Source organism: Halomonas sp. ALS9, assembly GCF_001651035.1.
GTDB lineage: Bacteria > Pseudomonadota > Gammaproteobacteria > Pseudomonadales > Halomonadaceae > Vreelandella.
In genome coordinates, this window is sequence record NZ_LXRG01000110.1 from 193,214 (window position 1) to 208,346 (window position 15,133).

At 55.4% G+C, this 15,133-nt stretch carries 14 protein-coding genes and 5 tRNA genes; 10 read left to right on the forward strand and 9 right to left on the reverse strand.

Annotation, left to right across the window (positions count from 1 at the left end):
* Positions 1-183: 183 nt before the first annotated feature.
* From ccoP to ccoN, 4 genes are read right to left on the reverse strand one after another with little or no spacing between them, the layout of a single operon-like run.
* Positions 184-1,113 (reverse strand): cytochrome-c oxidase, cbb3-type subunit III, encoded by a 930-nt coding sequence (ccoP, locus tag A6R74_RS09070; RefSeq protein ID WP_064234192.1) that lies wholly within the window; start codon positions 1,111-1,113, stop codon positions 184-186.
* Complete coding sequence (locus A6R74_RS09075; protein ID WP_064234193.1) at positions 1,110-1,334, reverse strand: CcoQ/FixQ family Cbb3-type cytochrome c oxidase assembly chaperone; 225 nt, start codon at positions 1,332-1,334, stop codon at positions 1,110-1,112. The genes ccoP and A6R74_RS09075 overlap by 4 nt, the downstream gene beginning before the upstream one ends.
* 3 nt (positions 1,335-1,337) lie before the next feature.
* Entirely contained in the window at positions 1,338-1,946 is a 609-nt protein-coding gene (gene ccoO, locus A6R74_RS09080) for a cytochrome-c oxidase, cbb3-type subunit II (RefSeq protein ID WP_064234194.1), read from the reverse strand.
* A 19-nt stretch (positions 1,947-1,965) separates the two neighbouring features.
* Positions 1,966-3,390, reverse strand: coding sequence for a cytochrome-c oxidase, cbb3-type subunit I (gene ccoN / locus A6R74_RS09085; RefSeq protein ID WP_064234195.1), 1,425 nt, complete (start codon positions 3,388-3,390; stop codon positions 1,966-1,968).
* A 164-nt stretch (positions 3,391-3,554) separates the two neighbouring features.
* Between ccoN and A6R74_RS09090 the strand changes: the two genes are divergently transcribed.
* From A6R74_RS09090 to A6R74_RS09115, 6 genes are all read left to right on the forward strand, one after another.
* Positions 3,555-4,361 carry an alpha/beta fold hydrolase gene (locus A6R74_RS09090; RefSeq protein ID WP_064234196.1) on the forward strand — a complete coding sequence of 269 codons (807 nt, stop codon included), beginning with the start codon at positions 3,555-3,557 and terminating at the stop codon, positions 4,359-4,361.
* Positions 4,362-4,510: 149 nt separating this feature from the next.
* Positions 4,511-4,586 (forward strand) — tRNA-Val (locus A6R74_RS09095).
* A 70-nt stretch (positions 4,587-4,656) separates the two neighbouring features.
* A tRNA-Asp gene (locus A6R74_RS09100) sits at positions 4,657-4,733 on the forward strand.
* Positions 4,734-4,802: 69 nt separating this feature from the next.
* Positions 4,803-4,879, forward strand: a tRNA-Asp gene (locus A6R74_RS09105).
* Positions 4,880-4,931: 52 nt separating this feature from the next.
* Positions 4,932-5,007, forward strand: a tRNA-Val gene (locus A6R74_RS09110).
* Positions 5,008-5,084: 77 nt separating this feature from the next.
* A tRNA-Asp gene (locus A6R74_RS09115) sits at positions 5,085-5,161 on the forward strand.
* A gap of 124 nt (positions 5,162-5,285) precedes the next feature.
* Here A6R74_RS09115 and A6R74_RS09120 read toward each other — a convergent pair.
* The 4 genes from A6R74_RS09120 to glcD all read right to left on the reverse strand — a co-directional run bounded on the left by A6R74_RS09120 (position 5,286) and on the right by glcD (position 9,694).
* Positions 5,286-5,690, reverse strand: a complete 405-nt coding sequence (locus A6R74_RS09120) for a heme-binding protein (protein WP_064234197.1) — start codon at positions 5,688-5,690, stop codon at positions 5,286-5,288.
* A 78-nt stretch (positions 5,691-5,768) separates the two neighbouring features.
* A complete protein-coding gene (gene glcF, locus A6R74_RS09125; RefSeq protein ID WP_064234198.1) occupies positions 5,769-7,001 on the reverse strand; it encodes a glycolate oxidase subunit GlcF in 1,233 nt (410 codons plus the stop codon).
* A gap of 14 nt (positions 7,002-7,015) precedes the next feature.
* Positions 7,016-8,110, reverse strand: a complete 1,095-nt coding sequence (gene glcE / locus A6R74_RS09130; RefSeq protein ID WP_064234199.1) for a glycolate oxidase subunit GlcE — start codon at positions 8,108-8,110, stop codon at positions 7,016-7,018.
* An 84-nt stretch (positions 8,111-8,194) separates the two neighbouring features.
* The gene (gene glcD / locus A6R74_RS09135; RefSeq protein WP_064234200.1) at positions 8,195-9,694 is read right to left on the reverse strand and encodes a glycolate oxidase subunit GlcD; all 1,500 of its coding nucleotides are present in this window, start codon (positions 9,692-9,694) and stop codon (positions 8,195-8,197) included.
* A 258-nt stretch (positions 9,695-9,952) separates the two neighbouring features.
* Here glcD and glcC point away from each other — a divergent pair, with 258 nt between their 5' ends.
* Positions 9,953-10,732: a transcriptional regulator GlcC gene (glcC, locus tag A6R74_RS09140; RefSeq protein WP_064234201.1), complete on the forward strand. Its 780-nt coding sequence runs from the start codon at positions 9,953-9,955 to the stop codon at positions 10,730-10,732.
* An 82-nt stretch (positions 10,733-10,814) separates the two neighbouring features.
* Positions 10,815-11,339 carry a gamma carbonic anhydrase family protein gene (locus A6R74_RS09145; RefSeq protein WP_064234202.1) on the forward strand — a complete coding sequence of 175 codons (525 nt, stop codon included), beginning with the start codon at positions 10,815-10,817 and terminating at the stop codon, positions 11,337-11,339.
* A gap of 107 nt (positions 11,340-11,446) precedes the next feature.
* On the opposite strand, the gene A6R74_RS09150 is transcribed toward A6R74_RS09145, so the two are convergent.
* Positions 11,447-13,138, reverse strand: coding sequence for an L-lactate permease (locus tag A6R74_RS09150; protein ID WP_064234203.1), 1,692 nt, complete (start codon positions 13,136-13,138; stop codon positions 11,447-11,449).
* A gap of 379 nt (positions 13,139-13,517) precedes the next feature.
* Between A6R74_RS09150 and A6R74_RS09155 the strand changes: the two genes are divergently transcribed.
* Together A6R74_RS09155 and A6R74_RS09160 are read left to right on the forward strand one after the other, a co-directional pair.
* A complete protein-coding gene (locus A6R74_RS09155) occupies positions 13,518-14,210 on the forward strand; it encodes a glutathione S-transferase family protein (RefSeq protein WP_064234441.1) in 693 nt (230 codons plus the stop codon).
* 186 nt (positions 14,211-14,396) lie between these two features.
* Positions 14,397-15,086, forward strand: a complete 690-nt coding sequence (locus A6R74_RS09160; RefSeq protein ID WP_064234204.1) for a glutathione binding-like protein — start codon at positions 14,397-14,399, stop codon at positions 15,084-15,086.
* Positions 15,087-15,133: the final 47 nt, after the last annotated feature.

The window sequence follows — 15,133 nt, forward strand, 5'->3', positions numbered from 1 at the left end:
GGTGGCACCCAGTGCTCATTTCAGCCAGATGCTAGTCGGTCTAAATATTTCGTTACTATTGTATCGGGTTGCGTAAAATCGTACTGGGTTGTGCATAAAGAAAGGGTGCGGTTTGGGGCCGCACCCTTGCTTGGCTAACGTTGCTGACATTGACCGCTGAGATCGATCGCTGTCAGTGGTCAATTAGTCCGCTAGGCGCAGGCTGTACACGTAGGCTGCGACCAGATGAACACGCTCTTCACCGATATACGCCGCTTGCGCAGGCATATGACCGTTACGGCCGTTCCGCAGCGTTTGACGGATAGAGTCGCCCACCTCTTGGCCAGGTGCCAGGTAAAGCCAGATGTCATCGGTCAAGTTAGGCGCGCCAAGTGCCGTGTTGCCAGTGCCACTGGGGCCGTGACAGGCAGCGCACACTGCCATAAAGGTGCTTTCGCCCTGTTCAGCCTGCGCCTCGTCATGCTCTTCATTAGACAGCGACAGAACATACTGGGTCAGGTTTTCAATATTGTTCTGGCCCAACTGTTGCCAAGCAGGCATGAGGCCGTTACGGCCATTGTTCAGGGTGGTCAGGATGTTTTCTGGCTCACCACCGTACAGCCAATCGTCGTCAGTCAGGTTGGGAAAGCCGTAACCACCCCGAGCGTTTGAACCGTGACACACCGCGCAGTTGTTTTGGTAGATACGCTCAGCGACCTGCATCGCCTCGGGATCTTCGGCAAGCTCAGGAATAGATACTTCCTGGTACTGGGCAAAAATAGGCGTAAAGCGCTCTTCGGCCTGGGCGACTTCCTCTTCCCATTGACCTTCCTGCGACCAGCCTAATAGCCCCGCGTAGTTGCCCAGGCCGGGGTAAAACACTAGATAGCCCAGTGCAAAGACCACTGTAAAGATGAATAGCTGGAACCACCACTTTGGCAGAGGGTTGTCATACTCTTCGATGCCATCGGCGGCGTGGCCTGTGGTTTCTACGTTTCCGTCCGCATCAGGCGTTTTGTCGGTGCGGCGGTTGGCCAGCAGTATCCATACGCTTAGCGCTATCGTGCCCAGCGTAATGATAATGATCCAGGCGCTCCAAAAGCCGGATAGGGAGTCACCCCATAAATTATTCATAACTTCTTATCTCCCCTGTCGTCGCGGGAACGCGCTTCGCTGTCGCGTTCACGCGAAGCGTGCTTGTCACTGGTCGGTAGCTCATCGTCGTCGGCAAAGGGCAAATTAGCCGCTTCGTCGAAATCTGGCTTGCGTCGCTTGGAGTACGCCCAGAGGGCAATACCGATAAACGCGATAATCAAGATCAGCGTGATGAGGCCGCGAAAAGTTCCCGTATCCATAACTTAACGAGTGCCCTCGAGCACGGTTCCGAGCTGCTGTAGATACGCGACCAGGGCGGTAATTTCCTGGGTGCCGCGGACGTCTGCAGTAGCGTTGGCAATATCTTCGTCGGTATACGGCACGCCCAGTTGACGCAGCGTACGCATCTTTTGGGGAGTGGCATCACCATCGAGGGTGTTTTCAAACAGCCAGGGGTAAGCCGGCATGATCGACTCGGGCACTACGTCGCGGGGATTGTAGAGGTGAGCGCGGTGCCAGTCATCGCTATAGCGGCCACCGACGCGCGCCAAATCTGGCCCAGTGCGTTTGGAGCCCCACAGGAAGTTATGCTCGTAAACCTGCTCACCTGCCACGTTGTAGTGGCCGTAGCGTTCGGTTTCAGCACGGAATGGACGCACCATTTGCGAGTGACAGCCCACGCAACCTTCGCGGCGATAGATGTCTCGTCCTTCCAATTCCAGCGCCGAAAGTGGCTCCAAACCTTCAACCGGCTCGGTAGTCTGCTTCTGGAAAAACAGTGGGACGACCTCAGCCAAGCCGCCGAAACTGATCGCAACCAGGATCAACACGGCAAGCAGGCCAACGTTCTTTTCGACAATCTCGTGTTTCATTGGTCTCAACTTCCCCGGTTTAGGCAGCTTGTGGCGCTGAATGGCTGATGGCCTCACGACGCTTAACGGTCATGTACACATTGAACGCCATGATCAGCATGCCGGTGACCCAGAAGAGGCCGCCGATTAAGCGAACAAAGTAGCCCGGTGCGCTGGCTTCAACGGATTCAACAAAGGTGTACATCAAGGTGCCGTCAGGGTTGATCGCACGCCACATCAGGCCCTGTAAAATACCGTTAACCCACATGGAGGCGATGTACAGCACGGTGCCGATCGTGGCTAGCCAGAAGTGCACGGCAATCAGGTTGACCGAGTACATTTCCGTGCGACCAAAGACGCGTGGGATCAAGTGATACATCGAGCCGATGGTGATCATCGCTACCCAGCCCAGCGCGCCGGAGTGAACGTGGCCAATCGTCCAGTCAGTGTAGTGCGACAGCGCGTTGACGGTCTTAATCGCCATCATCGGACCTTCAAAGGTGGACATGCCGTAGAACGACAGCGCCACCACCAAAAAGCGTAGCGTGGGATCCGTGCGCAGTTTATGCCAAGCCCCTGACAGGGTCATCATGCCGTTGATCATGCCGCCCCAGGAGGGTGCCAGCAGAATAATCGACATAATCATACCCAGCGACTGTGCCCAGTTAGGCAGCGCGGTGTAGTGCAGGTGGTGAGGGCCTGCCCACATGTAGATCATGATCAATGCCCAGAAATGGACGATTGAGAGGCGGTAAGAGTAGATCGGACGCTCAGCCTGCTTCGGCACGAAGTAGTACATCATGCCCAGGAAGCCTGCGGTCAGGAAGAAGCCCACCGCGTTGTGTCCATACCACCACTGCACCATCGCATCCACCGCACCGGCGTAGATCGAGGTGGAGTACATCGGGGTCACAGGGATCGCCGCGTTGTTGACGATATGCAGCACCGCAACGGTCAAAATAAACGCTGCAAAGAACCAGTTCGCCACATAAATGTGCGGCGTAGTGCGTTTTTTGATCGTCATTAGGAACACGATGGCATAGCTGATCCATACGACCGCGATCAAAATGTTGATCGGCCACTCCAGCTCAGCGTACTCCTTAGTCGTGGTGTAGCCCATTGGCAGCGACACGACTGCTGAAATGATGACCGCCTGCCAGCCCCAGAACGTAAAGGCCGCTAACTTGTCAGAGAAAAGCCGTGTCTGACAGGTGCGCTGGACAACGTAGTACGACGTGGCAAAGAGCGCCGAACCGCCAAAGGCGAAAATTACGGCGTTAGTGTGCAACGGACGCAGGCGCCCAAAGCTAGTCCAAGGTAGGCCAAGGTTTAGTTGCGGCCAAACCAGTTGCGAGGCGAGGATGACACCCACTGTCATTCCCACAATGCCCCACACAACGGTCATAATCGCGAACTGCCGAACTACCTTGTAGTTGTAGGTCGGGTGTTCAAATGCTGTGCTCATGTCATGTTCCCATCGAACGCGGTTAGGGGGTAACCCGTGGCATTTTGCACGGGTGCGGCCACCCGCTTGATGATGCAGGTCAAGATCCGGTCAAGATTCTAGCGCAGCAGAGGCTTAACCTGAACACACCAATTGGTTAAAGACTGAATTATTAGGAGCGGTGGGTGTCACATTACGCTTTGTCTGGATATATCGAAGTGCCTCCCCAGGCATTAAAAGAGGCCCTTAAGCGCCAGCCAAACGGCGCTTTCCTGGTGCAGGGCATGGGGCCGTTGGCCGTCCATGGTCAAGCCAGGCTAGGGCGATTGCTGTTTGCCCATGGCGCAGGGGCGGGTCAGCAGTCTCCCTTCATGCGTCAATTTGTCACCTCGCTGGCTGGTCGGGGTGTTCAGGTTTTATGTGTTGATTTCCCCTATATGCAACAAATGCAGGAAACCGGCAAACGCCGACCACCGCCTCCTATCGCCCAGACCCTCGACCAGTTTTCTCAGTGGTACGCACTGCTGAATTCTCTGTTTGAAGGGCCGTTATGGGTTGGTGGCAAATCGATGGGTGGCCGCGTGGCGACCCTATTGGCCAGTCAACCGCTAGCCAGTCAGCAGTTAGCGAGTCAACAACTAGCCAATCAACAGCGAGCCAGCAAAGAGCCATGCCCGGGTGGAGTGCCCGGCGTAGTCGTCGCTGGTTACCCGTTTCATCCCACCAAAGCGCCGGACAAGCTGCGCCTGGATCACTGGCCTGCGATTGCTTGCCCTATGCTGATTTTACAAGGCGAGCGTGACCCCTTTGGTACCCGGGAAGAGGTGGCTGGCTATGCGTTGCCGCCAAACGCACAGCTCAGTTGGTTAAAAGATGGTGACCACGATTTTAAGCCGCGGCGCTCTTCTGGACTAAATCAAACGGTTTTGATTGACGAAGCTACCCAGATTGCGGCATCCTTCGTCCGCGCTCAAACGCCAGACGCTGAGTGAAGAGCTTCGCAACTTGGATTAAAGCAACACACTGGTTTAAATAGCTGATTTTAGAAGTAGTTCTTAAAACCAGTTTTAAACACAGTTTTTGATCCAAGCAGGTTGACTTCCCTCAAGTATTCGGTAGAATGCAGCGCCACGTGACCAGCGGGTGGTTAGCTCAGTTGGGAGAGCACCAGCCTTACAAGCTGGGGGTCACTGGTTCGAACCCAGTACCACCCACCATGTTTAGTAATGACTAAAATGGGTTGGAAGCGTGTAGTGGAAAGTATGATTAAGCTTTGATGTGCATAACGGACCGGTAGTTCAGTCGGTTAGAATGCCGGCCTGTCACGCCGGAGGTCGCGAGTTCGAGTCTCGTCCGGTCCGCCAACATCAATTCATATCTGCTTAAGCTAGCTGTTTAAATGCGGTTGTTTGAAAAAGCTGTTATCGCAATTCGGACCGGTAGTTCAGTCGGTTAGAATGCCGGCCTGTCACGCCGGAGGTCGCGAGTTCGAGTCTCGTCCGGTCCGCCACGATAACTGCTAAGCTGAATTGGTAAGCATAGCAAATACTTACCAATAGATTGGGTGGTTAGCTCAGTTGGGAGAGCACCAGCCTTACAAGCTGGGGGTCACTGGTTCGAACCCAGTACCACCCACCATCGCCTACCCTTTGGAAGCGCCTCTGAACCGCTTGTAAATGTTAGCTTTGATGGTTGTTGTAGAAATGCTTTAACGTGGACCGGTAGTTCAGTCGGTTAGAATGCCGGCCTGTCACGCCGGAGGTCGCGAGTTCGAGTCTCGTCCGGTCCGCCATTAAGCATCTTGTTGTTAGCCATTTGTGTTGTTAGCAACATATCGGCATTAGCCGAACGAATCCTAAAAAGCCCGGATCATTGATCCGGGCTTTTTCGTATGTCTGCGCTTTAATTTGCCGCTTTTAGCCGGTGATAGCGGCAACGCCTGCTTTAGCAACCTGCACATCCTGGTCGGGCTTTACGCCGGAAATGCCCACCGCGCCGACCACATGGCCGTCAACAGTGATCGGGACGCCGCCGGAAAGCAGGCCTTGCAGCGGTGCGGTTACAAACGCCGTGCGTCCGCCATTGATCATCTCTTCAAATACCTGGGTTTCCTTACGACCTAGCGCTGCACTGCGCGCCTTGTGCGTCGCGACTTCGGCACTGAAAGGGGCGGCGCCATCCAAACGACGAAGCGCCAGCAGATGACCGCCATCGTCGGTCACTGCGATGGTCACCGGCCAGCTATTGCTGTCAGCCTCTTTCTGCGCAGCGTCTAGAACGTTGATCACATCGGCTTGAGCAAGAATAGCTTTTGTTTGCATGTTTAATTCCTTGTTAAGGGGGGGAGTAAAGTGGCCGCGCTGTTAAAAGTCAGCGTGGCCTAGCGTTAAATTTCAATGCTAAGTGAGCGCTGCATCGACGATCTCTACCCAATGACGTACCGGCGTGCGATGGGCGCCTGCCAAGTGGGTCTGGCAGCCGATATTTGCCGTTACGATCACCTCGGGGTCACCGGCTTCCAGTGCATTGAGCTTATTGTCACGTAGTTGGGTGGCCAGTTCAGGCTGGGTGATCGAGTAGGTGCCCGCCGAGCCGCAGCATAGATGAGCATCTTGCACCGGGGTTAATGAAAAACCAAGCTTGCTCAGGACGCCTTCAACCGCGCCGTTAAGCTTTTGAGCGTGCTGCAGCGTACAAGGGCAGTGGAACGCCAGGCGTTGTGAGGCGGTGACATTCAATGTGTCTAGCGGCTCATCGCGCAAAATCTCGACAATATCTTTGGCTAGAGCGCTGACTTTCTGCGCTTTTGCGGCGTAAGCGGGATCATCTTTGAGCATGTCGCCATACTCTTTGACAAAAGCGCCGCAGCCGCTGGCGGTTTGAACAATGGCTTCGGTGCCTTGTTCGATATACGGCCACCAGGCATCAATATTGGCGCGCATACGCGCACGTCCATCGTTCTGAGCGTTGAGGTGAAAATCAACGGCGCCGCAGCAGCCTGCTTCAGCCACCGGCGTGACGCTAATGCCGAGCCGGTCAAGAATCCGTGCAGTGGCTGCATTGGTATTGGGTGACAGCCCCGGCTGTACGCAGCCTTCCAGCATTAACACCTGCCGGGTATGGCGGTTGGTATCAGGGCGCACGCCGGCATCGACCGGGGCGGCGGGCATTTTGCTGCGCAATTTGCCAGGCACCAGCGGTTTAAAGGTTTGCCCCAGCTTGAGCAGTGCCTGAAAGCGCTTGGGGTCGACCAACATCTTGCGTAGCGCATAGCGCTGGGCACGTTCGGCCGCCGGGCGGGGCACACGGCGCTCAATTTCGGCACGGCCAATGTTGAGCAGCTTGTGGTACTCCACGCCCGAGGGGCAGGTGGTTTCACAGTTAAGGCAGGTCAAGCAACGATCAAGATGCAGGCGCGTCTCGTCGGTGACCTGATCGTCATCGTCGCGGCTCTCCAGCAGCTCCTTCATTAGATAGATACGCCCGCGGGGGCCATCGCGCTCATCGCCCAATAGCTGGTAAGTCGGGCAGGTGGCATTACAGAATCCGCAGTGAACGCAGGTGCGCAAAATGCGCTCCGCTTCCTGGATATGCGGCTTCTGAAGGTCGGCATCGGTAAAGTGCGTCTGCATGTCAGCTCTCCTGATTAAAACGCCGCATAAAGACGACCGGGGTTAAAAATGCCATGGGCATCCAGCTCCGCCTTTAGATTTCGATGATATTTTTCCACCACGGCATTGAGCGGTGTGAACGGCTCTATGGCGCCCCCTTGCGCCTGTGGGGTATAGCAAGTGGCATGACCACCCACTGCAGCACAGGCGGCGCGGAGAGTGTCGGCATCCAGGACTGTTTTCACCCAGCGCTGACTGCCCGCCCAATCGTAAAAAATATCGGTTTCGGGAATATCCAGCGCCAGCGGTGCGGTGTTAGGCGGTAGTGACAACCGCCACAGCGCTTGACCGTCGTTACAGGCAAAGAAAGCGTGAGAATGGTCGCGCAGCTCGCGCCAGAAATCGGCGCTAAGCGGTTCGCCGCCTAGGCTTGCCTGAGTCGCGCTGACAGAGCTTTTGCCGCCTTCCAAGCGCAAAAACAGTTCACCGTGGTGCCAAGCGGCAGCGGTAATCGGTAGCGGCTTTCTACCCAGCTCGGCGAGTTTTTTGAGTGCCTCATCCAGCCCCACGGCTAAGCGAAGGCTGTGAGTCGCGGTGGGAATAGGCAGCACTTTAAACGAGATGTCGGTCAATACGCCGAGCGTGCCCTGGGCGCCTGCCATCAGACGCGACAGGTCGTAACCGGCGACATTTTTCATTACTTCGCCGCCAAAGCGGAGCAGCTTGCCCTCTTGGGTGATGATTCGCGTGCCCAGCACAAAGTCACGCGCAGCACCTGCCCAGGGGCGGCGTGGGCCGGAGAGGCCGGTGGCCACAGCGCCGCCAATGGTAGACGCTTCACCAAACATGGGCGGCTCAAAGCCCAGCATTTGGTGCTTCTCCGCCAGTACTTCCTGCAAGTCACTAAGCCGCGTGCCAGCGCGCACGGTGACCACCAGCTCCACCGGGTCGTAGCTGACAATGCCACTGTGTCCGGCCATCTGTAGTGCTTGACCTTCTACCGGTCGGCCATAAAAGGCGCGGGTATCGCCACCTACAATGCGTAGCGGTGTGCGTGCGTCATAGGCGCTGCGGACCTGTTCACACAAGGCGTCAGCGATATCGCGGTCGGCAATCGCTCGTTCGGTCATGGTCTTTCCCACTATTGGTCTTTTCCATTATTCGTTTTGGCTAATTATTATCTTGGCCGTCTTTTTACTTAACTTGGCTCGTAACTAGAAGCGCGGCAGCTCTGGGTGCGGTAGTTCGTTGTTATGCACATGCATAGCGCCAAACTCGGCGCAGCGCGCCAGCGTCGGGATGTTCTTACCCGGGTTGAGCAGCCGCTGTGGATCAAAGGCGGCTTTCAAAGCATGAAAAACGCTGATTTCATCCGCCTGGAATTGGCTGCACATTTGATTGATCTTTTCGCGCCCAACGCCATGCTCGCCGGTGATCGAGCCGCCCGCGGCCACGCAGAGCTCTAGAATCTTGCCGCCCACCTCTTCGGCAAGCGCCAGCTGACCCTCTTTGTTGGCATCAAAAAGAATTAGCGGGTGCATATTGCCATCGCCGGCGTGGAACACGTTGGCTACCGACAGACCGCTCTCCTCGGAAAGCGCAGCAATGCCTTTAAGCACGCGGGGCAGCTCGCGGCGGGGGATGGTGCCATCCATACAGTAGTAATCTGGCGACATACGACCCACCGCAGGGAAGGCGTTCTTACGCCCGGCCCAGAACTTGGCGCGCTCGGCTTCATCGCGAGCCTGCTGAATATCGGTGGCGCCCGCGGCTTCCAGTACGCGGCGTACGGTAGCGCAGTCATCATCCACGTCGGCTTCAACGCCGTCTAACTCGCAAAGCAGAATTGCTTCGGCTTCCACTGGGTAGCCTGCTTTGATGAAATCTTCTGCAGCTTTGATGGCGAGTTTGTCCATCATCTCCAGGCCACCGGGAATAATGCCTGCGGCAATAATATCGCCGACGGCGCGACCGGCTTTCTCGATGTCATCGAAGCTCGCCATCAGCACTTTTGCGGTTTCCGGCTTGGGCAGCAGCTTGACGGTGATTTCCGTGACGACGCCGAGCATGCCCTCTGAGCCGTTCATCAATGCCAGCAGGTCAAAGCCCGGCGCATCAAAAGACTCAGCGCCCAGGGTCATGTTCTCGCCCTCAATGGTGAGTACATCGACGCGCATGACGTTATGCACCGTTAGCCCATATTTTAAGCAGTGCACGCCGCCAGCGTTCTCGGCCACGTTGCCGCCAATGGAGCAGGCAATTTGCGAGGAGGGATCCGGCGCGTAGTAAAGCCCATAAGGTGCCGCAGCTTCGGAAATGGCCAGATTGCGTACCCCGGGCTGAACCCGCGCCAGACGGGCATCTGGGTCGACTTTGAGGATTTTATTGAAGCGCGACATGACCAGAAGCACGCCCTGTTCCAGCGGCAGCGCGCCACCGGAAAGCCCGGTGCCCGCGCCGCGGGTGACCACCGGCACGCTAAGCGCATGGCAGCGCTTGAGTAGCGCTTGAACCTGGGCAAAGGTTTCCGGCAGCGCCACCAGCATTGGCAATACGCGGTAGGCCGCCAGCCCATCGCACTCGAAGGGGCGCAGGTCTTCTTCGCGATGCAGTAGCGTCATCTCAGGGATGGCTTGCTGCAGGTCGGTTAAGACCTCGTTTTTATCGCGCTGCACCAGTTTGCCGTCCAGGCGCTCATCAAAGAGGATATTCATTACGACATCCCATGCTTATTATCATTAAGGGTAAAGGCTGAAACGGTCTATGTGCCTGTGCTTCACGCGTCAATTCTTTCCACGTGTTTATTTTTCGCAACGTTAGCTCAATTTGGGCTTTTTTTGCTCGCCTGTCTAGGTCGTGGTGCATTGGTCTGACCAGTAATTAGTCGACTCCGTACGTTGGGAGCGAAACATAGATGTCTTCTACTGTGAGTAGTGGCAAGCTGTTAAAACAGTTTAACGAGAGTGATTGTCATGCCAGCGGAGAATCAAGCGTTGACACCCGGCCAGCGAATGCCTGAACACGTGGCCACCCGGCTTGAGCAGCTGATTCTTGATGGGGTTTTTCGCCCCGGCCAATTGCTGCCTTCTGAGCGGCGACTGTGTGACCGGCTGGGCGTCTCCCGCGCTTCGCTGCGTGAGGGGTTAAGAATCCTGCGCAGCAAGGGCATTATCGATACCCGCCAGGGCCACGGCTCGACGGTCGCCACACTTTTGCCGGTAGGCAACCAGAGCCCGTTGATGCATCTGTTTAAAGACCATCCACGCACGCTGTTTGATCTGTTAGAGGTACGCGCCCTGCTGGAGGGGGAGTCGGCGCGGTTGGCGGCAAGCCGTGGCACCTCCGCTGACCGGGTGCTGATCACCCGGCGCTATCGCGAAATGGCCGACTATGCGGAAAGCACTGAAACCATTGATGTCGAACGTCTAGCGCGACTGGATCACGCCTTCCACCTGGCGGTTTCCCAGGCGTCCCATAATCCAGTGCTGGTGCACACGCTGCAGAGCCTTACCGATTTACTGCTGAGCTCGGTATTTGCCTCGGTCAAACACCTCTATCACTTGCCAGCACCCAGGGCGATGATCAACCAGCAGCATGCGCAATTGCACGCTGCGGTCGTCAGTGGCGACACCGCGCAGGCGGAGCAGGTGGCGCTGGAGCACCTCACCAGTATTACTCAACTGCTGCGCGATTTAGAGGAGGAGCACGAACGGCTAGAGCGTTCATCCATGCGCCTTGAAGAGTGGCAGTAGTTCAAGCACTAATACATCAACAACGACCATTAATGCACCAACAACAACCATTAATAGTTCAACAACAACCCAGGAGATCAGCGTGGCCATTTACCAATACGGCGAGCACCAGCCCAACATCCATAGCGATGTCTATATTGCCGAAACCGCGGATGTGATCGGCCAGGTAACGTTACAAGCGCGCTCAAGCGTCTGGTATCAAGCGGTACTGCGCGGTGATACCGATCACTTGGAAATTGGCGAAGAGAGCAACATTCAGGATGGCGCGGTACTGCATGCCGACCCCGGTTTTCCGCTCAAAGTCGGTAAAGGCGTGACGGTCGGGCATCAAGCCATGTTGCATGGCTGCACCGTTGGTGATGGCTGCTTAATCGGTATTCAAGCGGTGGTGCTTAACGGTGCGGTGATCGGCGAAAACAGCTTAGTGGGCGCGGGGGCTTTTATTAAGGAGGGTGCGGTATTTCCGCCCAATTCGTTAATTGTTGGTTCGCCTGCCCGCGTGGTACGTGCACTTTCCGAAGACGCGGTGGCGGGTTTGAAGCAGAACGCCCAAAGCTACGTAGAGCGCGGCAAGCTCCACAGCCAAGAACTTAAACGCATCGGCTAATGCTTAAACAATCAATAAGCAGGGCTTGAACATTGAGCTAAAAGCACAAACCCCCGGGCTAACAGCCTGGGGGTTTGCGTTTGAACACTCGCTAACGAGTTTTACGGCTACATCAATGGATCCGTTACGCCAATCACGTAGAACGCCACTAGCGCGATAATGCCGGTAAAGACGAGGTAGTAGATCGTCGGCAGGATCGTTTTCCGGATCGTCGCCCCTTCACGACCCAGCAGACCCACCGTGGCGGAGGCCGCGACCACGTTGTGAATGGCGATCATGTTACCCGCCGCCGCGCCGACTGCCTGGAGTGCAATCATCATGGCCGTTGATAGGCCGAGCGTTTCCGCAACGCTGAACTGGAACTCTGCCAGCATCAGGTTAGAAACCGTGTTCGAGCCTGCAATAAAGGCACCCATCGCGCCAACTGCAGGAGCAAAGAACGGATAGATGCCGCCCACGCTATCAGCTACCGCCTGCGCCATCATCACCGGCATTGAGACCAGGTCAGCACCGTTAACGCCGGAGTTGATCAGTATGCGTACCATCGGCACGGTAAAGATCAACACGAAGCCCGCGCCAAAGATCGTTTTGGTCGATTCTGAAACGGCCGCGCTGATTTTTTGTGGGTTCATGCGGTGCAGGAAGTAGGTGACGATGACCACGGCAATGATAATACCGCCCGGCAGATAGAGCGGCTGAACGCCACCGCTGACGCCCGCTTCGCCAAGAATATTATTCCAACTCAGGTTAATCGAAGTAAGCGCTGCTTTAAGAGGCTCTATAGTGCGAGAAGCCACCAAGAACAGGGCGAGCAGCACATAGGGTACCCAGCCTTTAAAGGTCGACATTGGGGCTCTGCCCACCACGTCATCAAGTTTGATCTGCAGGTTGCCGATCCACTCGTCGGGCCAAGCGCTCTCTGCTGGAAAATCCCAGGTGTCTTTAGGCATTAGGAAGCCACGTTTGGCGGCAGGAACAACAATCGCCAGACCCACCATAGCGCCGATCATAGACGGGAACTCTGGCCCCAGCAGCACGCCGACCAGCATGTAAGGCACGACGAAGCAGATACCGGTAAAGATGGCGAAAGGAGTAATCGACAGCCCTTCTTTCCAAGACTTATTGGCACCGAAGAAGCGCACCATAACGGTCACCAAAATCAGCGGCATTAAAATACCCACGATGCCATGAGTAATCGCCACTTCGCTGGTGACTAGCTGGAAGAACACGTCCCAGCTTGAACCGACTGAATCAAGCTGAGCAGTGATGCCCGCGCGATCCACGCCGCTCCCGACGCCAACCACAATAGGCGTACCCACGGCGCCGAAGGAGACCGGTGTAGATTGAATCATCATGCCCACGACCACCGCCGCAAGCGCCGGAAAGCCAAGCGCCACCATCAGCGGTGCAGCAACTGCGGCTGGCGTACCGAAGCCTGACGCGCCTTCGATAAAGCAACCGAACAGCCAGGCAACAATCAATGCCTGTACGCGGCGGTCAGGGCTAATGCCTGAAAAGCCGTTACGAATAGCGGTAATACCACCGGAGTGCTTGAGCGTGTTAAGCAACAGGATGGCGCCAAAGATGATCCATAAAAGACCGGCGGTCTGGATCAAGCCCTGAATAGTCGACGCCGCTACGCGACTAAACGACATGTCCCAAGCGGTTAAGCCAATAATAGCGGCGGTCAGGAAGACAATCGGCATCGCTATCTTGGCCGGTATTTTAAACCCTATGAGCAAAATACCGGCCAGCAACAGCGGCAAAAAGGCCAGAAGTGCAAGTGTCGTTTCGTTCATGGAAGGAACTGCCCCTTGTTATTGATTTGGTATGCTCCGCAATAACCGTCTGACAGTCGTACCGCCAGTCGGGTGTAGGTGAAAGATACGATTAGGCTAACCATATGACTACATTGGAAAATTGGTCTTACCAGTGTAACGCTTGTTTGGCGTATCGATTTATGCCGATTTTGTTTTGGTAGGTATTTGTTTTTTAAAAAATTTCATGCGGTTTTGTAAAAGAGCTAGCAAGCAGTGCCATTAGACTAATAGACAGTACAGATGCCATTGGAAGGATAAGTACAGCGCTGGCTAGTTGCGTCGTAGCTGGCTTACGCTCATTGTTAGCGGCAGAAGTATTTTTTTACTCACTATGCTCAACCACACGGAGGTTATGACAGTGGCAATGACTCTTTATGATCTGTGCGGCCGGGATGAACGGCTACGCTTCTCACCCTACTGCTGGCGCGTGCGCATGGCGCTTGCCCATAAAGGTTTGGAATTCACCACCGTGGCATGGCGATTCCTCGATAAGAAAGCGCTTGAGTTTGCCGACTACGACAAAGTACCGGTGCTGTGCGATGGGGATCAGGTGGTTACCGATAGTTTCGAGATTCTGCGCTACCTGGATAAGGCGTACCCCGAGGCCCCCGTATTGGGCGAAGGCATCAGCTATCAACGGGCATTGTTGTTCAAATACTACGTCGAGCGAAGCGTAAATCCGGCGCTATTCCGCATTATCGCCATGGATTTATTCGCGGCCGTGCACCCAGACGACCGTGCCTATTTCCGTGAAACTCGTGAGGCGCGGTTTGGTTGCACGCTGGAAGAGTTCCACCAACCCGAACAGGGTATGCAGCAGCTTAAACAGGCGCTGGCGCCAGTGCGTGATTTACTGCGTGACAGCCGCTTTTTAGATGGTGACTCTCCCAGCGGCTCAGATTACCTGCTGTTCGGCAGTATGATGTGGGTTCATGTTGTATCTACTCAGGCAGTGGTCGACCCCGGCGACCCGGTAGATGAGTGGTTTAAGCGTATGCTGAACGTCCACAATGGTGCTGCAAGCAGTGCGCTGACTGTGCGCGATATATAGTATTTAGTGATAGTAATTAGTGATAGTAATTTGTGATAGGTACGTAGTGCTAGAAGACAGTGTTAGTACATAGTGTTAATAGCTAGTGTTAATAGAAAGTGGCGGCACAACGATGTGCCGCCTGATGTAATGCGAAAACATTGATAAGCTCACGAGTGAATCAACGTTTTCCTAAAGGAGATGGCAATGATTGACCTGTATTACTGGACAACCCCCAACGGCCATAAAATCTCCATCATGCTCGAAGAAGCCAACCTGGCGTACCGAGTGAAGCCGATTAACATTGGCCGAGGCGAGCAGTTTGACCCTGAGTTTCTCACTATCGCCCCCAATAACCGTATTCCCGCCATTGTCGACCACGCCCCGCAAGACGGCGGCCAGCCGCTGTCGATGTTTGAGTCGGGTGCGATCCTGGAGTATCTGGCCGATAAGAGCGGGCTCTTTTTGCCTTCAGCAGGGCGCGAACGCTATATCGTATTGCAGTGGCTGCACTGGCAAATGGGCGGGCTAGGGCCGATGGCAGGTCAGAACCACCACTTTTGCCACTATGCGCCGCAAAAGATTGAGTATGCCATTGAGCGCTACGTGCGCGAAACAAATCGGCTTTACAGCGTCTTGGATCAACGTTTGGCCCATCATACTTATGTGGGTGGCGATGACTACTCGATTGCCGATATGGCGATCTACCCCTGGATTGTGCCTTGGGAAAAGCAGCGTCAAACGTTAGAAGAGTTCCCAGACCTAGAGCGCTGGTTTGACATGATCAAAGCACGCCCTGCGGTGCGCCGAGCTTACGCATTGGTCGAAGATGTTAATCCCCAGACGGGCGTAGAAATGGACGAGCAGGCGCGTAAGCACTTGTTCGGTAACCGCTAATAATTGGCGGCGATTGGCCGTTCTAACGACCTGCGAGTGAGCATGCG